Annotated in this window: 17 protein-coding genes; 13 read left to right on the top strand and 4 right to left on the bottom strand. The window is 36.7% G+C overall.

All coding sequences use genetic code 11. The features are described from left to right. The first annotated feature begins 22 nt into the window (after nucleotides 1-22). Nucleotides 23-1,036 carry an NADPH dehydrogenase NamA gene (namA, locus tag MOC86_RS20295; protein WP_268585820.1) on the top strand — a complete coding sequence of 338 codons (1,014 nt, stop codon included), beginning with the start codon at nucleotides 23-25 and terminating at the stop codon, nucleotides 1,034-1,036. A 32-nt stretch (nucleotides 1,037-1,068) separates the two neighbouring features. Here namA and MOC86_RS20290 read toward each other — a convergent pair whose 3' ends face one another. Next, nucleotides 1,069-1,806, bottom strand: coding sequence for a Cof-type HAD-IIB family hydrolase (locus MOC86_RS20290; protein ID WP_268585819.1), 738 nt, complete (start codon nucleotides 1,804-1,806; stop codon nucleotides 1,069-1,071). Between the two features lie 135 nt (nucleotides 1,807-1,941). Between MOC86_RS20290 and MOC86_RS20285 the strand changes: the two genes are divergently transcribed. From MOC86_RS20285 to MOC86_RS20255, 7 genes are all read left to right on the top strand, one after another. Next, entirely contained in the window at nucleotides 1,942-2,793 is an 852-nt protein-coding gene (locus tag MOC86_RS20285; RefSeq protein WP_268585818.1) for an EcsC family protein, read from the top strand. After that, the gene (locus MOC86_RS20280; RefSeq protein ID WP_243517212.1) at nucleotides 2,783-3,286 is read left to right on the top strand and encodes a MogA/MoaB family molybdenum cofactor biosynthesis protein; all 504 of its coding nucleotides are present in this window, start codon (nucleotides 2,783-2,785) and stop codon (nucleotides 3,284-3,286) included. Before MOC86_RS20285 ends, MOC86_RS20280 begins: the two co-directional genes overlap by 11 nt. Nucleotides 3,287-3,773: 487 nt before the next feature. Next, entirely contained in the window at nucleotides 3,774-4,982 is a 1,209-nt protein-coding gene (locus tag MOC86_RS20275) for an argininosuccinate synthase (RefSeq protein ID WP_019391199.1), read from the top strand. Then, on the top strand, nucleotides 4,979-6,355 hold the full coding sequence (gene argH, locus MOC86_RS20270; protein WP_268585817.1) for an argininosuccinate lyase: 1,377 nt from the start codon (nucleotides 4,979-4,981) through the stop codon (nucleotides 6,353-6,355). The genes MOC86_RS20275 and argH overlap by 4 nt, the downstream gene beginning before the upstream one ends. A 99-nt stretch (nucleotides 6,356-6,454) precedes the next feature. Beyond that, nucleotides 6,455-6,604 carry a hypothetical protein gene (locus MOC86_RS20265; protein WP_019391201.1) on the top strand — a complete coding sequence of 50 codons (150 nt, stop codon included), beginning with the start codon at nucleotides 6,455-6,457 and terminating at the stop codon, nucleotides 6,602-6,604. A gap of 60 nt (nucleotides 6,605-6,664) precedes the next feature. After that, nucleotides 6,665-6,901: a hypothetical protein gene (locus MOC86_RS20260; RefSeq protein WP_268585815.1), complete on the top strand. Its 237-nt coding sequence runs from the start codon at nucleotides 6,665-6,667 to the stop codon at nucleotides 6,899-6,901. 197 nt (nucleotides 6,902-7,098) lie between these two features. Beyond that, the gene (locus tag MOC86_RS20255) at nucleotides 7,099-8,415 is read left to right on the top strand and encodes a DRTGG domain-containing protein (protein WP_268585814.1); all 1,317 of its coding nucleotides are present in this window, start codon (nucleotides 7,099-7,101) and stop codon (nucleotides 8,413-8,415) included. A gap of 44 nt (nucleotides 8,416-8,459) precedes the next feature. On the opposite strand, the gene MOC86_RS20250 is transcribed toward MOC86_RS20255, so the two are convergent. After that, complete coding sequence (locus MOC86_RS20250) at nucleotides 8,460-8,750, bottom strand: YtpI family protein (RefSeq protein WP_268585813.1); 291 nt, start codon at nucleotides 8,748-8,750, stop codon at nucleotides 8,460-8,462. A 227-nt stretch (nucleotides 8,751-8,977) separates the two neighbouring features. Between MOC86_RS20250 and MOC86_RS20245 the strand changes: the two genes are divergently transcribed. Next, nucleotides 8,978-9,913 (top strand): DHH family phosphoesterase, encoded by a 936-nt coding sequence (locus tag MOC86_RS20245; protein WP_268585812.1) that lies wholly within the window; start codon nucleotides 8,978-8,980, stop codon nucleotides 9,911-9,913. A 48-nt stretch (nucleotides 9,914-9,961) separates the two neighbouring features. Here MOC86_RS20245 and ytrI read toward each other — a convergent pair whose 3' ends face one another. Beyond that, nucleotides 9,962-10,513, bottom strand: coding sequence for a sporulation membrane protein YtrI (gene ytrI / locus MOC86_RS20240; RefSeq protein WP_142673106.1), 552 nt, complete (start codon nucleotides 10,511-10,513; stop codon nucleotides 9,962-9,964). After that, complete coding sequence (locus tag MOC86_RS20235; protein ID WP_061802207.1) at nucleotides 10,483-10,818, bottom strand: YtrH family sporulation protein; 336 nt, start codon at nucleotides 10,816-10,818, stop codon at nucleotides 10,483-10,485. Before MOC86_RS20235 ends, ytrI begins: the two co-directional genes overlap by 31 nt. Before the next feature lie 94 nt (nucleotides 10,819-10,912). Here MOC86_RS20235 and dnaE point away from each other — a divergent pair, with 94 nt between their 5' ends. The 4 genes from dnaE to accA all read left to right on the top strand — a co-directional run bounded on the left by dnaE (nucleotide 10,913) and on the right by accA (nucleotide 17,972). Then, nucleotides 10,913-14,182 (top strand): DNA polymerase III subunit alpha, encoded by a 3,270-nt coding sequence (gene dnaE / locus MOC86_RS20230; protein WP_268585810.1) that lies wholly within the window; start codon nucleotides 10,913-10,915, stop codon nucleotides 14,180-14,182. Nucleotides 14,183-14,305: 123 nt separating this feature from the next. Then, nucleotides 14,306-15,535 carry an NAD(P)-dependent malic enzyme gene (locus MOC86_RS20225; RefSeq protein WP_268585808.1) on the top strand — a complete coding sequence of 410 codons (1,230 nt, stop codon included), beginning with the start codon at nucleotides 14,306-14,308 and terminating at the stop codon, nucleotides 15,533-15,535. A gap of 602 nt (nucleotides 15,536-16,137) precedes the next feature. Then, a complete protein-coding gene (accD, locus tag MOC86_RS20220) occupies nucleotides 16,138-17,004 on the top strand; it encodes an acetyl-CoA carboxylase, carboxyltransferase subunit beta (RefSeq protein WP_019391211.1) in 867 nt (288 codons plus the stop codon). Continuing rightward, entirely contained in the window at nucleotides 16,995-17,972 is a 978-nt protein-coding gene (gene accA, locus MOC86_RS20215; RefSeq protein WP_268585807.1) for an acetyl-CoA carboxylase carboxyl transferase subunit alpha, read from the top strand. The genes accD and accA overlap by 10 nt, the downstream gene beginning before the upstream one ends. The last annotated feature ends 55 nt before the right edge of the window (nucleotides 17,973-18,027 follow it).

The raw sequence follows: 18,027 nt of genomic DNA, 5'->3' as shown, positions 1-18,027 counted from the left end.
AAAATTTCGGGAGGCGAAAGATATGAAAACAAAGTTATTTTCTCCTTATACAGTGAAAGGCGTTACAATCAAAAATAGAATTGTTATGTCTCCTATGTGCATGTATTCAAGTGATGAAAGTGGAAAAGTGAAAAACTGGCACTTAACACACTATACAACTCGTGCTGTTGGTCAAGTTGGTCTTATTATGGTTGAAGCAACAGCTGTCTCATCAGAAGGACGTATTTCTTCTCGTGATCTGGGGATTTGGAGCGATGAACATATTGATGGATTAAAAAATATCGTTTCTTTAAGTAAAGAGCACGGTGCAAAAGTAGCCATTCAGCTTGCACACGCAGGTCGTAAAGCGGAGCTTGAAGAAGAAATTTTGGCTCCTTCTGCTATTGCTTTTGATGAGAGCTACAAAACACCGAAAGAAATGACAAAGGAAGATATTCAAAATAAGGTCCAAAACTTTAAAGAAGGTGCGCGTAGGGCAAAAGCAGCTGGATTCGATATTATTGAAATTCACGGTGCACATGGTTATCTAATTAATGAATTTCTTTCTCCAATTAGTAATAAACGCGAAGATGAGTATGGTGGATCAGCCCAAAATCGCTATCGTTTCTTAAAAGAAGTGATTGAAGCTGTGAAAGAAGAATGGAATGGACCACTATTTGTTCGCGTTTCTGCATTTGACTATCTTGACGAAGGCTTAAAAGCTGACGACTATGTTCCATTTGCGAAATGGATGAAAGAACAAGGTGTAGATCTTATTGATGTAAGTTCAGGTGCCGTAGCCCCAGCGCCAATTACAGCATATCCTGGTTATCAAGTTCAATTTGCAGATCAAATTAAAAATGAGGCAAATATTGATACAGGAGCCGTTGGTCTTATTACAAACGGTTTCCAAGCGGAAGAGATTTTACGTAACAATCGTGCAGACCTAGTATTCTTAGCCCGTGAATTGCTTCGCGATCCATATTGGCCAAGAACAGCTGCAAAAGAACTTCGTGAAGAAATTGAAGCTCCTGTTCAATACGAATACGGCTGGTAAATAAAAATCCCCTCATAGAAGGGGATTTTTATTTAGGATAAAACCCAGTGATGGATAGCTTTTGCAACTCCATTCTCAATATTGGGAGAAGTAATCCAATCTGCTTTTTCTTTAACAACTTCTTGGGCATTTCCCATTGCAACTCCCACACCTGCTTCTTCAATCATAGCGATATCATTTAAGCTGTCTCCCATTGCAATGACGTTATCCATTGTAATATTTAATCGTTCACAAACTTTCATCAATGCTTTTGCTTTATTAATTCCAACAGCATTAATTTCAATATTTGTTGGGCTTGAATTTGTGATTTCAAGCTGTTTGCTTTCTTGAAGTTCTCCTAAAACAGCTTCTCTGATGCTATCATCTGGAATATCAAATCCAAACTTTAACCACTCATGTTCCACAATTTTATCAGGAAATTCTTCTCTCCATAATCGTTCTGTTGTGGAGGCCCAAAAGTGAATATTATACTTTTGTTTGAGTTCCCATAGTTTTTCGATATGAGCATGCTCAATAAGATTGCGGTCAACAAGCTTAAAAGCAGAATCCCATATTTCACTTCCATTTGAAGTAACAAGGAAGGAGGAAAGCTCCAACGATTCTGCATATTCACGACATGTGAGAAGTGAGCGTCCTGTACTCAATACAGTTGGAATTCCTTTTTGCTTAGCAAGCTTAATAGCCTCTTTGTTTTGAGAAGATACATTTTGTTCATTATCTAACAATGTACCATCCATATCGAGTGCGATAAGTTTTATTGAATTTTTCATAGGAAAAAAATAGCCTCCTTCTTTTTACGTTCCGTCTCTTTCATTTTAATATAAAGGAATGATAACTGTAACCGCCTAATGTTTCTTATATCCCCTTGTGTTAAAATAATCTTTAACAATAACGGAGGTGTAAGAATGAAACGTACAAGCCGAGAAAGAATTATGCTTGAAGAAATCTTGCAATGGGAACAGGAGCTTGAAAAGTGGAGTTTAACATCAGCTGAGAGAGAGAACAAGCAGTTGCTGCAAAACTTTTTTGACTCCCTTCCTGAAGATAAATATTACAAGTACATGGAGTTTCTAGACAATGGGCTTTTTCACCTTCAAGGTTTTATTGATCGATCTTACATACAAAAAAGCGAGCGTAAACGTCTTCTAAAAACCGCTTCATTGCTAGACGAACGCATAGAGGAAATTCAAGATCTTAAGATGCTAAATATTGATCAGTTGTCATACCTCGCTGATGAGCAGCTGAAAAAGCAGCGGCTTTATTCGTTTGTTCAAGGAGCAGCTTCTGGAACAGGAAATGTTTTATTTGTTGGCACAGATATTCCTCTTCTCATCACATTGAACTTTCAATCTATCCATTTAACAGCACTAAGCTATGGATATGATTGTGAAGACCCATTTGAAATGATTCTTATTCTAAAAATATTTCATGCAGCTATTGTGCCAAAAGAGTATCGTTTCGCTGCTTGGGAGCAACTGAAAGAAGAGATTGAGACGTTTGAAACGGCCTATTATAATGAGCAAAGCGAAAAAGTATTACATAATGCATTAAGTGCTCATCTATTACAACAAATTATTAAAACAATGCTTATTTTATCAACAAGACGTCACTCTTCAAAGAAGCGTTCTCTCTTTGCAATGCTTCTTTCAGGCAGTTTCAACTACAAATTCACAGCTGAAGTAACGGATTTTGCAAAACGCTTCTATCAATATCGCTTCTTAATGGAAGAGAAGGGAGGAAAGCAAAATGAGCGTTGAAGAACACAAAAGGGAAGCACCAACGGTTGTTGCTTGTGGAGTTATTACAATTAGTGATACAAGAACAAAAGAAACAGACAAAAGTGGAGCACTCATAAAAGAGAAACTAGGAGAAAAGAATTTTAAAGTTGTTGAGCACGTGATTGTAAAAGATGAAAAAGACGTGATTTTAGAAGCTGTTCAAAGGTTAATTAATGATGAACGTATTGAAGCAGTTATTACAAACGGAGGAACAGGACTTGCTAAAAGAGATGTAACAATTGAGACTGTCACACCTCTTTTTGAAAAGGAAATCGTTGGCTTTGGTGAACTTTTCCGTATGTTAAGTTATCAAGAAGATATCGGATCTGCAGCACTATTAAGTAGGGCTGCAGCCGGAGTGGTGCAGAACACAGCTCTTTTCTCTCTTCCAGGCTCTTCAGGAGCTGTTAAACTTGCAATGGATAAACTTATTATCCCTGAACTTGCTCACGTTATAAAACATATTAAATAACTTTTTTAAAAGAAGCTGAGAGTTTTTCAGCTTCTTTTTATTTTATAACATACCTATAAAAAATTTAGGCTTCTCCCTTTATTCAACAATTCTTCCTTCTTTTCATAAGGTATAAAAACTGTTGCTTCTCGCCCGCTATGTTAGTACTTGTTCCTGTTTTTTTGGAATATGTGTATTTGCTGAATATGTAGTGATTATTCATTGTTTCTTGCAAAAAGATAGAAAAAGAGAAAAAGGTGAACATTGAAAGCAAAAGAAGATGAAAGGGCTAAAAACCTTATGTTAGCGGGTTTAAATAAAAAGTAAATAGAAAGAGAAAATAAAAAAAATAAGAAATATACACTAATATTTATACTTTTTTATGAATAAGTATTGAAAGTCAGAGAGATAGGTGATACATTATTATTAACAAAGATGAATAAAAAAACAAATCGATAAAAATATACTTATATATAAATGCAAGGATATTAAGAGGAGGATTTTAGAAATGGCAAAAGAAAAAGTCGTGTTAGCATACTCAGGTGGATTAGATACATCAGTCGCAATTAAATGGTTGCAAGAGAAGGGTTATGACGTTGTAGCATGTTGTTTAGACGTCGGGGAAGGAAAAGATCTAGATTTCGTTCAATCAAAAGCACTTTCTGTTGGCGCAATTTCTTCACATGTTATTGATGCAAAAGAAGAATTTGCGAATGTTTATGCATTAGCAGCTCTTCAAGCGCACACTCTTTATGAAGGAAAATATCCACTTGTTTCAGCGCTTTCTCGTCCGTTAATCGCTGCGAAACTTGTGGAAGTAGCTGAAAAAGAAAATGCAGTAGCTGTAGCGCACGGTTGTACGGGAAAAGGAAATGACCAAGTGCGTTTCGAAGTATCAATTAATGCTTTAAATCCAAATCTTGAAGTATTAGCTCCTGTTCGTGACTGGAAATGGTCTCGTGAAGAAGAGATTGAATATGCAAAAGAGAAAAATATTCCAATTCCGATTAATCTGGATAGCCCTTTCTCAATTGACCAAAACTTATGGGGAAGAAGCAATGAGTGCGGTGTTTTAGAAGATCCATGGGCAGCACCACCTGAAGAAGCATATGATCTTACAACTCCAGTTGAAGCAACACCAGATGTTGCGGATGTTGTAGAAATCGAGTTTGTTCAAGGGGTTCCTGTTTCGTTAGATGGAGAGAATCTTCCACTGTCTGAACTTATCTTAAAATTAAACAACATTGCTGGGAAACATGGTGTGGGACGTATCGATCATGTTGAAAACCGCCTTGTTGGAATTAAATCTCGTGAAGTATATGAGTGCCCAGGTGCTATGACGCTTATTAAAGCACATAAAGAGCTTGAAGACTTAACACTTGTAAAAGAAGTAGCTCATTTCAAACCAGTGATTGAAAAGAAACTAACAGAAGTGATTTATGAAGGTCTTTGGTTCTCACCGCTTACAAAAGCACTACTAGGTTTCCTAAAAGAAACACAAAAAACAGTAAACGGTACAGCACGCGTGAAACTATTCAAAGGTCATGCTGTTGTTGAAGGAAGAAAATCGCCAAATTCTCTATACGATGAGAAGCTTGCAACATATACAAAAGAAGATGAATTTAACCATGATGCTGCTGTTGGATTTATCAACCTTTGGGGCTTACCAACAAAAGTAAATAGCATGGTGAACAATAAGGAGAAGGTGAACTCATGACCAAATTGTGGGGAGGACGTTTTACAAAACGTCCTGAGCAATGGATTGACGAATTCGGAGCATCTATTACATTCGATAAAGCACTTGTAGAAGAAGATATTCAAGGAAGTCTTGCTCATGTTGCAATGCTTGCAAAATGCAACATTCTCACAGAAGATGAGAAAGACCAAATCACGGCTGGACTAAACAAATTAGCGGAGAAAGCAAAAAGTAACGAACTTTCTTTCTCTGCTCAGTATGAAGATATTCATTTGAATTTAGAGAAACTTCTTATTGATGAAATTGGGCCTGTAGGAGGAAAACTTCATACAGGGAGAAGCCGTAATGACCAAGTTGCAACAGATATGCATCTTTATTTAAAAAAGCACGTTACAGAGATTATTGGCTTATTAAAGAAACTACAAACAGTTCTTATAAATAAAGCTGAGGCACATATTGAGACTGTTTTCCCAGGATATACGCACCTGCAACGTGCTCAGCCTGTTTCATTTGCTCACCATTTAATGGCTTATTTCTGGATGTTGCAACGAGATGTTGAGCGTTTTACAGAATCATTAAAACGTATTGATCTTTCACCCCTTGGGGCAGGAGCGCTTGCAGGCACAACTTTTCCTATTGATCGTAACTACTCAGCAGAGCTATTAGGCTTTTCAGGTATCTATGAAAACAGTATGGATGCCGTTAGCGATCGAGACTTTATTATTGAATTTTTAAGCAATAGTTCGCTTGTTATGACCCATCTTTCTCGATTCTGTGAAGAGTTGATTTTATGGTCAAGCCAAGAGTTTCAATTTATTGAAATGGATGACACATATGCAACAGGAAGTAGCATTATGCCACAGAAGAAAAATCCAGATATGGCGGAATTAATCAGAGGGAAAACAGGCCGTGTATATGGAAATTTATTCAGTCTTTTAACAATTCTAAAAGGAACTCCTCTTGCTTATAACAAAGATTTGCAAGAAGATAAAGAAGGAATGTTTGATACGGTAACAACACTTGAAGGTTCGTTGACAATTTTCAGCGGCATGATTGATACGATGACTGTCAAAACAGAGAATATGACGAAAGCAACTTCACAAGATTTCTCAAATGCGACAGAGCTAGCCGATTATCTAGCATCAAAAGGAATGCCATTTAGAGAAGCGCATGAAGTTGTAGGAAAACTTGTTTTAACATGCATTAATCAAGGCATTTATCTTCAAGATCTTACATTAGAGCAGTATAGAGAAGCATCAGATCTTTTCGAAAATGACATTTATGATGTAATTGATCCTTATAATGCTGTTAAGCGTCGTAATAGCCAAGGAGGCACAGGCTTTGCGCAAGTGAGCCTTGCAATTGAAAAGGCAAAGCAGCACATATCGTTATAAAAAGAAGACACCAATTAGGTGTCTTCTTTTTTTGGGAATAATGTTAAAAAATAAGTAGAAAATAACGGAGAATAAAGATAATTTGAGGAGTGATAATAGATGAAAGATCCAAAGTCAGTAAACAAGTCTTATGATGAAATGTTTTTTTACGATGAAGAAGGAGAGCAAATGACAACCCAGCATATTATGGAAGCGTATGAAAATGGTCATTTTGATACAGGATACAGTGAAAATCAAGGTGAAGGATAACGTCTGATTAAGACAAGTTCTGCATATAAATAAAGCAAAAGGAATAGTTAGGAGGTCCATATGAAACAGAAATATCTTTTATATGTTTTGCTAACAAGCCTTTTGCTTTATTATGCAATGCCATATCTACAGCCTTTTTATGGGGGAACATTTGGTCTTTTCTCACTAGTATGGATTCTTTTTGCCCTTCTTGTCTTAAGCGGTAATTTCTTAGCTTTCTTATCCGCCCCTAAAGGAGAGAAAAGACTAAAAGTGAAAACAGCAAAAGCCCCTTTGAAAAGAAGAATGTATCAGTAGAGAAAGAGATGGAAAGCCTTTCGTAAAAAGAAAGGCTTTTTATTATGAAAAACGAAAAGTAAGATAAAGAGTAGTTACATCATCGTAAAAAAATGGTTTAATGAAGTAGAGTATACAAAATAAATGACGCTGTAGAGAAAGATAGATAACAGTGGCGATTAACAAATAAACTAAGTAATTTTAAAGGGTGAAGAATCGTGGCGACAAAGCATCAACAAATTTTGCAGCATATCGATCATTTACCGATTGGCGAAAAGATCTCTGTTCGACAGATTGCAAAAGACCTTGGAGTAAGTGAAGGGACGGCTTACCGTGCCATCAAAGATGCTGAAAATAAAGGGTATGTTTCGACAATTGAAAGAGTTGGAACGATTAGAATTGAACGAAAACAAAAAGAAAATATTGAAAAGTTGACGTATGAAGAAGTTGTTAATATCGTAGATGGGCAAGTGTTAGGCGGCATGGAAGGGCTTCATAAAACACTCAATAAGTTTGTTATTGGAGCAATGAAACTTGAAGCAATGATGCGTTACACAGGAGCAGATAATTTGCTTATTGTTGGAAATCGAACAGATGCTCATGAGCTAGCATTAGAAGCAGGAGCCGCAGTTTTGATAACAGGAGGATTTGACACTGAAGATCATGTTAAAAAGTTAGCGGACGAGCTTGCTTTACCTGTTATTTCAACAAGCTATGATACGTTTACAGTAGCAGCTATGATCAATAGAGCTATTTATGATCACCTTATCAAAAAAGAAATTGTCCTTGTCGAAGATATTTTAACATCTGCTGAGAATGCCACTATTCTAAACATAAGTGATCCTATATCAAAATGGTATGAGTATAATCATCATACAAAACATACTCGTTTTCCAGTTGTAGATGATGATTTACATGTAAAAGGAATTGTGACTTCAAAAGACATTATTGACTATAGCAGAGATACGATTATTGAAAAAGTGATGACGAAAAATCCAATTACTGTCCACCAAAAGACGTCTGTTGCTTCCTCAGCTCATATGATGGTATGGGAAGGAATTGAAATATTACCTGTTGTGGATGAATATAATATACTTCAAGGAATTATTAGCAGGCAAGATGTATTAAAAGCTCTTCAAATGATTCAAAAGCAGCCACAAGTTGGGGAGACGATTGATGATATTGTGACAAGTCAGTTTCAAGACGTGTCAGAGGCAAAAGATAACTTCTATTATCGTTGTGAAGTAACCCCACAAATGACAAACTATATGGGAACTATTTCAAATGGGGTTTTTATGACTATATTGACAGAAGCAACAAACAGAGCTCTTCGTGTCTATAAAAAAGGCGATCTCGTTATTGAAAATGTAACTTTATATTTTATCAAACCTGTCCAAATTGACAGTACGCTTGAAATTCGCCCAAAAATACTTGAAATTGGTCGTAAGTTCGGAAAAGTAGATGTTGAAGCATATAGTGAAGGAGTGCTAGTTGGTAAAGCACTTATGATGGCTCAAGTACTTGATCGAACATAAAAAGACGCAAAGCAACTCTGCTTTGCGTTTTTTATTATAGAATTTTATTTACGTTCTTCAATCGTTTTTGGAAGATAGTATTTGTAAGCTTTGAAAGCGGCAATTACGCTTGCTCCGCCTAGTAAAACGAAAACAACTGCTACAATAGTGTAAACAACAGAATTATGGATGAAAAAGAGGTTTATTCCGAACAGAAAAACGAAGAGACCAAGAGCAATGCTACATTTAGCAGAGAGCCACTGTTTTTCCATTGGAGCTTTTGAACGAATGTACTTTGTTTTGTAGAAAAGATAAAAAACGAGCGAAAAAATAATCAATACTACAAAAATAGGCATACAATTCCTCCATCTTTTAATAGTGGTGATGCTTCATTTTCTTTTATTTTAGCTTGTAAAAAGGAATTTTTCTACAGCTCGGATGACATTTATTTAAAACAGAGCCATTGTATGATTTAATAGGTAATATAAATAGATCACAATATAGTAAATAAAGTGCACCGTTTAGCGAAAGCATAGCTATAAATTCTAAATGTCTAATTTTAGATATTTCAAGGAGAGAGAAAATGAAAGAAAGAATCTTGCAGGAAATTATGAAATATGAGACCATCATTATTCATCGACACGTACGTCCAGACCCTGATGCATATGGTTCGCAGTGTGGATTAGCGGAAATTTTAAAGGCCTCTTTTCCAACTAAAAACATCTATGTAACAGGAGCTAGTGATCCTTCTTTAGAGTTTCTTTATAAAATGGACGAGATTGATGATGCTATTTATCACGAGGCTCTTGTAATCGTGTGTGATACCGCAAATGAAGCGCGTGTATCTGATCAGCGCTATAAAAACGGTAAGTTTATCATTAAAATCGATCATCATCCAAATGAAGACCCTTATGGAGATTTACTGTGGGTTGAAACGTCAGCAAGTTCAACAAGTGAGATGATTTATGAACTATACATAGAGCTAAAAGACAGCGGACTTACAATGACAAAGGAAGCTGCACGCCTTATTTACGCAGGGATTGTAGGGGATACAGGTCGTTTCCTTTTTCCAAATACAACGCAAAGAACGCTTCAATATGCAAGTGAGCTTGTTCAAGCTGATTTTTCATTCACGGATCTTTATCAAGGCATGTATAAAACAAAGCTTAATGTCGCACGTCTTCAAGGCTATGTGTTAAACAATTTCACATTTGAAGAAGAAGGAATTGCTTATATTACAATTACAAAGGATATTTTACAAGAATACAATGCAACTCCATCAGAAGCATCTCAGCTTGTCGGCCTTCTTGGAAACATTGATGGAGTAAAAGCATGGGTTTTCTTTGTTGAAGAAGAAAGTCTAATCCGAGTTCGCTTGCGTTCAAAGGGACCGGTTATTAACGGTGTTGCCCGTAATTATAACGGCGGTGGTCATCCGCTTGCTTCAGGAGCTTCTATTTATCAGTGGAGTGACGTTCAGTCCGTCTTAAATGATTTACGAAAAGTATGTCAAGAGTAGAGAAAGAGGTGGTTTCCTTTTGAATGGAAATCACCTTTTCCATAGTTTTTAAAGAGATGATTTTACATCTGTGACTTTAAGTTGAACAGATAAAGTCCGATGGAAAAGGATTTCGCGAACTTCAATCTTGTATATTTTTTTATCGATTTCATATTGTCTGTTTTCGATGACTCTTTTTATAAGCTCTTTTGATTCATAAACTTCTTCAACAGGCTGAGAAATTAAGTTGTTTAATTCTTTTTTAACAGCTTCTTCGATAAAAAAGGTAGAATAGTATCCAAGTTTAAAGTTATCGCTATTTATAATTTTAACATCTAAATTTTGGATAACGAGCTCTTTTGTTTGTGGTTTTTCTTCATCAGGTTTCTCACTTTCGTGTTCATTTTGCCAAATTGACAGTTGATCTTGAAGTTGTTCAATTTCTCTTTTTTGTTTAATAATAGTAATGGTTTGTCTTTCTTGCAGTGTTCCGTACATAAACAGAAACACGCCCCAGCTAATTAATGCCCCGAAAAATGCTCCGACAAGTAGAAAGCGAAAAGAAGGACGTTCATGTAACGGTGGAATTCTCATGATGAGAGATAGTCCTGGATAAGCCATTTGATAAGAAGTGCACCTGTTTGAGCACCGCCTAGAGCAGAAAGAATATAAAGAATCTGTTTGAACGCTTCTTTTGTTGCGCCTTGAAAAAAGCCTTTTTCAATGCTGAAAAAAGTGTCAAAAGTTCCGCCAATAGCCGCAATAAGGGCCCAGATTTTTAAGTTGTCGGAAAGAGTGTTCATATATGTTAAAGGGGGCTTGCCCATTAAAAAGGCACCAAAAGAGCCGATAAAAGAGCCGCCAATAATAACACCAAGTGCAATAAAATAACTCGTAATAAAAAGGGTTACAAATGTATCTTTCATCTCTTTCTCCTCCTTTTCTATATGTATATGTGTGAAGGAGGCATGTATGAAAGAGGAAAAGAAAACGTTATGTTACAAAGGAAGGTGAAATGCAATGTCATTTGTTCACTTGCAAGTAAAAAGTGGATATACTTTGCTTCAGAGTACAGTGAAAATAAAAGAACTTGTTCAAAAAGCAAAGGAAGATGGCCAAAAGGCAATTGCTTTAACAGACCACAATGTCATGCACGCTATTCTTCCTTTTTATAAAGAATGCAAAAAAGAAGGTATTAAGCCAATTCTAGGAATAACACTTACAGTACAAGTGGAAGAAAACATCTATGATCTTATTTTGCTTGCTAGAAATAATCAGGGATATCAACATCTCTTAAAACTTGCGACAGCTGTTCAAATCAATGAGAAAGAAGGAGTATCGCTTGAAACGTTGACAGCGTACAGTGAGCATCTGTTTGCGCTGTTCCCTTATTCCCAACTTCAAGGGATGTTCTTTAATGAAGAACACGTAAAAAACGTGCTATTACCATTCTCCTCACTATTCCGCCACAATTTCTACATAGCTGTAACAGAGAAAGACGTTTCAGAGGAAACGATAAATATGTTTCGCTCTTGTGGAATGAAAGCGGTAGGTACGAACGATGTTCGTTATTTAGAAAAAGAGCATCAGCTTGCTTATCAATGTTTAGAAGCGGTAAGAAAAGGTGTTAAAAGAGAAGAAATTGAAATCTATGAACAGGAACGTTATTTAAAAAAAGAAGAAGAAATGAAAGAAGTTTTTGCGCACTTTCCCTCTCTATTAGAAGAAACCGTACACATTGCAAACAACTGCAGCGTCTCGTTGAGTCTTGGTTCTTCTTTTCTACCAAAATATCCTGTAGAAGAAGGAAAAAGTGCTCATGTTCTTTTAAAAAAGCTTTGTGAGAGAGGGATGGAGCAAAAGGGGCTTTCTGAAGATACACATTATCAACGTCGCCTTCAGTATGAGCTTCATATCATTGAGAAAATGAGCTTTAGCGATTACTTTTTAATAGTTGCAGATTTTATGCATTTTGCTCATCAAAAAGGAATTATAACAGGTCCTGGAAGGGGATCTGCTGCAGGATCACTTGTTGCTTATGCTCTTGATATTACAACTGTTGATCCTATTCAATATGATTTATTATTTGAACGCTTTTTAAATCCAGAGCGAATAAGCATGCCTGATATTGATATTGATTTTCCGGATCATCGCCGTGATGAAGTGATCCAGTACGTGATGAAAAGATATGGAAAAGAGCATGTTGCCCAAATCATTACGTTCGGAACATTAGCAGCAAAAGCAGCTTTGCGTGATATTGCAAAAGTATTTGGAGTAGACGGAGCGGAAATGAACAAGTTGTCAAAACTTATTCCTGCTAAGCAAGGAGTAACATTAAAAGAAGTGTACAACACATCAGAAGAGTTTCGCTCCATTCTTCAATCTTCCGCTCTTTTGCAGACCGTATTTTCAGTAGCTCTTCTAGTTGAAGGCTTGCCTCGTCACTCTTCAATTCATGCAGCAGGCATTGTAATTAGCGAACAGCCATTAACACATTACGTACCGCTACAGGAAGGGCACGGAGACGTACCTTTAACACAATACGCCATGAATGAAACAGCTGCTGCAGGACTATTGAAAATTGATTTTCTTGGACTGAGGAACTTAACGATCTTAGAAAGAATCTTGAAATCTGTTCAAAAGTTCAACAGAACCCTAACGCTTCAAACCATTCCTTTAAATGATTCAGAAGCTTTTCGTCTACTAAGCAATGGAGATACAGCGGGAATCTTTCAATTTGAATCGTCAGGTATTACAGAGGTATTAAAAACGTTAAAGCCAAGTGAGTTTGAAGATTTAGTCGCTGTTAATGCTTTATATCGGCCAGGACCAATGGAGCAGATTCCTCATTATATAAAAAGGAAACATGGAAAAGAAGAAATTCACTATTTCCATGAAGATTTAAAACCAATTTTAGAGAAAACATATGGAGTTATCGTTTATCAAGAGCAAATTATGCAAATTGCCTCACGATTGGCAGGTTTTACGCTTGGTGAAGCTGACTTGTTAAGACGAGCAGTAAGCAAAAAGAACCGAAGTGTACTTGAAGAAGAACGTCAGCACTTTATCAAAGGATGTTTGCAAAAAGGGTATAGCACAGAAGTTGCTTCAAATCTCTATGGGTTAATTGTGCAGTTTGCAAATTATGGGTTTAATAGAAGTCATGCTGTTGCATATAGCCTTATAGCCTATTATCTTGCTTACTTTAAAGCGCACTACAAAGCTCACTTTACAGCTGCTTTGCTAACGAGCGCAATTGGAAATGAGGAAAGAGTTAAACAATATGTTCATGAAGCAAAATTAAAAGGCCTTGAAATTCTGCCTCCTTCTATTAATAAAAGTATTTACCCATTTACTGTGGAAGGAGAAAGTGCTATTCGCTACAGTTTAGCGCCAATCAAATATATTGGGCAAACAGCTCTTCGCGAAATTATTGAAAAAAGAAAAGAGAAAAGGTTCGCTAGCTTATTTGATTTTTGCATGCGCATTTCAGAACAAGCTGTTGGGCGGAATGCTCTTATTTCTCTTATTTATGCGGGAGGATTTGATGAGTTTAGGGAAGATAGAGCAACATTGATCAAATCCATTGACGTTGCTTTCGAACATGCAAGTCTTATGGAGGATTTTGGGTTTGAACCAAAGTATGCAAAAGCAGAGCCTTTAACAGAGGAAGAAAAGCTTGGTTACGAAAAGCAAGCACTTGGACTTTACTTATCTAGTCATCCTTTGTCTTCTTATAGACCCTTTCTTCAAAAAGAAGGGGCACACCCTCTTTTCACTTTAGGACAGCAAAAAAGAGGAAACGTAAAAGTAGGAGCTCTTGTAACAGAACGACGAGAAATCCTTACGAAACGAGGAGAGAGAATGGCTTTTCTGAACTTGCAGGATGAAACAGGAGAAATAGAAGGAATTGTATTTCCAAATGCATTTAGAAAGTTTCAAGAAAAATTAAGTATTGATGGTAAAATATTAATAGTTGGGAAAATAGAGGAACGAAACCATAAGTTTCAGCTGCTTATTAATGAGGTTATTTCACTTGAAGATATGAAACAAAGCTTCTTAAAAGCGCTCTATTTAAGAGTAGATTCACAGCAAAAGCAAGAAGAAGTTTTCATAGAGTTAGAAGAGACTTTTAAGCGATTTAAAGGCGATACAGCAGTCATGATTTACTATGCTGCTGAAGATAAAACCATTCGTTTAGCACCTTCTTTTAATGTGAATCCAAGTAATGAATGCTTGCAATATTTAAAGAAAATACTAGGGGATGGAAACGTGATTCTTCGTGAGTAATATGCTTTACATTCTGTCCCCATTTGGTATATTGTAAAAGAGTTAATGTCTTACATTAGAAAACTTCAAATTTATTAACTATTCTATACAATTGAGTAGTTTTTGGACAAAGGAGAGAGTTTTATGTCATTGAAAGAGGAAGCTTTACATATTCACCGTATGAATCAGGGTAAATTAGAATCAAAAGCAAAAATTCCCGTAAAAAATGCGAAAGACTTAAGTCTTGCTTATTCACCAGGAGTAGCAGAGCCTTGTAAAGCCATCTATGATGATGTTAATAAGGTATATGAATACACAATGAAGGGCAACATGGTAGCAGTAGTTTCAGATGGAACAGCGGTACTTGGACTTGGGAATATTGGCCCAGAAGCATCTTTACCAGTTATGGAAGGAAAAGCTGTATTGTTCAAAAGTTTCGCTGGAGTGGATGCGTTTCCAATTTGCTTAAATACAACGGATGTAGATAAAATTGTTGAAACTGTAAAACTGCTTGAGCCAACATTCGGCGGCGTAAATTTAGAAGATATTGCAGCACCTAACTGCTTTGAGATTGAAGAACGTTTGAAAAAAGAAACAAACATTCCTGTGTTTCATGATGATCAACATGGAACAGCAATTGTAACAGTAGCAGGTCTTCTGAATGCATTAAAACTTGTTGGTAAATCAATGTCTGAAATCAAAGTTGTAGCAAATGGAGCAGGTGCAGCTGGAATTGCTATTATCAAACTTTTATACCGTTATGGTGTGCGTGATATTGTGATGTGTGATTCGAAAGGCGCAATTTTTGAAGGTCGTTCATATGGTATGAACGATGTGAAGAAAGAAGTTGCTTCATATACAAACCGTGACAGAGTTGAAGGAGATTTAGCTGACGTAATTCGTGAAGCAGACGTATTCATTGGTGTTTCTGTTGAAGGAGCACTTACAAAAGAAATGGTACGAACAATGAATACAGATCCAATCATTTTTGCAATGGCAAACCCAACGCCAGAAATCATGCCTGAAGATGCAAAAGAAGCAGGTGCCAGAGTTATTGGAACAGGACGTTCAGACTTCCCGAACCAAGTTAACAACGTGCTTGCATTCCCAGGGATTTTCCGTGGTGCACTTGATGTGCGTGCTACACATATTAATGAAAAAATGAAAATGGCAGCTGTTGAGGCTATTGCTGATTTAATTTCTGAAGAAGAGTTAAATGCAGATTATGTAATCCCAGCTCCATTTAACCCAGAAGTAGCTCCGGCTGTGGCAGCTGCTGTTGCAAAAGCAGCTATGGAAACAGGAGTAGCTCGTATTGAAGTAAATCCAGAAGAAGTAGCGGAGAAAACGCGTAAGTTAACAATCATTGAGTAAAATTGTTTTCCTGCTTTCTATTTTTATATTCATTGAAAGAGCGCCTATTAAAAAAGGCGCTCTTCCAATGAAAGAAAAATGAGGCATCGTAAGAAACGCATACTTCTGGTCTTTAAACTCGATTTTCCGGATTTTTTCCTCGCGTTTTAAGTGCTTACAAGAAGTTTGAAAAGAAAGCTTTTCGAGCGATGAAAAAGCAACTTTTACAAAAATCTCCTTGCTTTTTAAGCAAACATGACTTATTATTCGAGCAGATGTGTCAACATTTTTAAGTATGTAATAATAACTATATTATTCTTATTATGGAATAACTTATCATTTGTTCGTCTAGTAGGGAGCTCCTCATCCTTTAGTCCTGTATAATAGAATGGGTGAAGCACTTTTTACCTTTCGTTCGCACTGTATAAATGCTTATTTTAAGTGAAAATGTCGAAGGACATGCGTCACAAACTGACAGCATCTTTTAGAAAGTTCCGCTATTCTAATTCTAAAATACAAGCACCTTGAACGTAAGCAGATATGTACAAGTGTGATCTTCTTAGGCATTTTACGCTTGCCTTTTCACTCCAATGACACTAATGAAATGTAAGGGAGGGCAAACTTTGTTAAGAGACTGGTTTGTTAAAAAGAAAAAATATGCTTCAATTCCTTCAGAACATATAAGACAAGAAGTACCAGAAGGAATTATGACAAAGTGTAAGAAATGTAAAAAAATCATGTATACAAAAGAATTGAAAAAGAATTTAAAAGTTTGTTTAAACTGTGGATATCATCATCAAATGACAGGATATGAACGTATTTCAAGTTTACTTGATGAAGAAAGTTTTGTTGAATATGACAAAGGTATGACGTCTGCAAATCCGTTAGACTTTCCGTCTTACCTTGAAAAAATCCAACAAGATCAACAGAAAACAGGAATGAATGAAGCAATTGTAACGGGTGAAGGAACGATCAATGGTGTAGCTGTTGTTATAGCGGTAATGGATTCTCATTTTAGAATGGGAAGTATGGGATCTGTAGTTGGCGAAAAAATTACGCGCGCGGTAGAAAAAGCAGTAGAAAAACGCGTGCCGTTTTTGATTTTCACAGCTTCTGGCGGTGCTCGTATGCAAGAGGGTGTATTAAGCCTTATGCAGATGGCTAAAACAAGCGTTGCTTTAAACCGTCTTGGTGAAGCAGGAGAGCTGTTTATTTCAGTAATGACGCATCCAACAACAGGAGGAGTTTCTGCAAGTTTTGCTTCGCTTGGTGACTACAATTTTGCTGAGCCTGGTGCACTTATTGGATTTGCTGGACGTCGAATTATTGAACAAACGATTCGTGAAGAACTTCCAGAGGACTTTCAAACAGCTGAATTTTTATTAAAACATGGTCAGCTTGATGCTGTCATTAAAAGGCATGATATGAAAGAAACGCTTGGAAATATTCTTGATATGCATAAGTCAGGAGGTGGAGAAGAATGGCAGTAGAGCTTGAATTCGAACGCCCTGTCGTGGAGCTTCGTAATAAAATTCAAGAGCTTAAAAACTTTGCTAAGAGCTCTGACGTTGACTTATCTGGAGAAGTAAGCAAGCTTGAAGAACGCTTGAAACGTGTGGAACATGAAATTTATGACCATCTCGCTCCATGGGACCGTGTGCAGATTGCTAGACATGCTGAACGTCCTACAACATTAGACTATATTGAGCAGTTGTTTACGAACTTTTTTGAGTGTCATGGCGATCGTCTTTTTGGTGAAGATGAAGCTATTATTGGTGGTATCGCTAAATTCCATGGTCTTCCTGTTACAGTTATCGGCCATCAGCGTGGAAAAGACACGAAAGAAAATCTTCGTCGTAACTTCGGAATGCCACATCCTGAAGGATATAGAAAAGCTCTTCGTCTTATGAAGCAAGCTGAGAAGTTTAACCGTCCGATTATTACTTTTGTCGATACAAAAGGAGCTTATCCAGGAAAAGCAGCTGAAGAACGTGGACAAAGTGAAGCAATTGCCAAAAACTTAATGGAAATGGCTGGATTTACGGTTCCGATTATCTCTGTTGTTATTGGAGAAGGTGGGAGTGGTGGTGCTATTGGATTAGGTCTTAGCAATCATCTTCATATGCTTGAGAATTCCACTTATTCTGTCATTTCTCCAGAGGGAGCAGCAGCGCTTCTTTGGAAAGATTCGACGCTTGCTAAAAAAGCAGCTGAAACAATGAGAATCACGGCTCCAGATTTGAAAGAATTAGGGGTTATTGATGATGTAATTGAAGAAATTCGCGGCGGAGCTCATCGAGATGTTGTGAAACAGGCACAGTTTATTGACGCGACAATTAAATCATCTCTTTTATCTTTAAGAAAACTTTCAAAAGCAGAGCTTGTTAACCAGCGCTATGAGAAATATCGCGAAATTGGCGAATTCCTAGAAGAACAAAAACAAAAAGTTACAAAATAGATACCAGAAAAAAGATGCCTTTTTTAAAGGCATCTCAGCTTGTAGACAAAGTCCA

It is taken from the genome of Priestia endophytica (assembly GCF_026790145.1).
GTDB lineage: Bacteria > Bacillota > Bacilli > Bacillales > Bacillaceae_H > Bacillus_I > Bacillus_I endophytica_A.
The sequence above is the reverse complement of the archived record's forward strand: the minus strand, read 5'-3'. Positions and strand labels throughout refer to the sequence as shown.

Coding starts and splice junctions, on each gene's coding strand:
- namA (WP_268585820.1), top strand. CDS start 23: ATGAAAACAAAGTTATTTTCTCCTTATACAGTGAAAGGCGTTACAATC.
- MOC86_RS20290 (WP_268585819.1), bottom strand. CDS start 1,806: ATGAAAAATTCAATAAAACTTATCGCACTCGATATGGATGGTACATTG.
- MOC86_RS20285 (WP_268585818.1), top strand. CDS start 1,942: ATGAAACGTACAAGCCGAGAAAGAATTATGCTTGAAGAAATCTTGCAA.
- MOC86_RS20280 (WP_243517212.1), top strand. CDS start 2,783: ATGAGCGTTGAAGAACACAAAAGGGAAGCACCAACGGTTGTTGCTTGT.
- MOC86_RS20275 (WP_019391199.1), top strand. CDS start 3,774: ATGGCAAAAGAAAAAGTCGTGTTAGCATACTCAGGTGGATTAGATACA.
- argH (WP_268585817.1), top strand. CDS start 4,979: ATGACCAAATTGTGGGGAGGACGTTTTACAAAACGTCCTGAGCAATGG.
- MOC86_RS20265 (WP_019391201.1), top strand. CDS start 6,455: ATGAAAGATCCAAAGTCAGTAAACAAGTCTTATGATGAAATGTTTTTT.
- MOC86_RS20260 (WP_268585815.1), top strand. CDS start 6,665: ATGAAACAGAAATATCTTTTATATGTTTTGCTAACAAGCCTTTTGCTT.
- MOC86_RS20250 (WP_268585813.1), bottom strand. CDS start 8,750: ATGCCTATTTTTGTAGTATTGATTATTTTTTCGCTCGTTTTTTATCTT.
- MOC86_RS20245 (WP_268585812.1), top strand. CDS start 8,978: ATGAAAGAAAGAATCTTGCAGGAAATTATGAAATATGAGACCATCATT.
- ytrI (WP_142673106.1), bottom strand. CDS start 10,513: ATGGCTTATCCAGGACTATCTCTCATCATGAGAATTCCACCGTTACAT.
- MOC86_RS20235 (WP_061802207.1), bottom strand. CDS start 10,818: ATGAAAGATACATTTGTAACCCTTTTTATTACGAGTTATTTTATTGCA.
- dnaE (WP_268585810.1), top strand. CDS start 10,913: ATGTCATTTGTTCACTTGCAAGTAAAAAGTGGATATACTTTGCTTCAG.
- MOC86_RS20225 (WP_268585808.1), top strand. CDS start 14,306: ATGTCATTGAAAGAGGAAGCTTTACATATTCACCGTATGAATCAGGGT.
- accA (WP_268585807.1), top strand. CDS start 16,995: ATGGCAGTAGAGCTTGAATTCGAACGCCCTGTCGTGGAGCTTCGTAAT.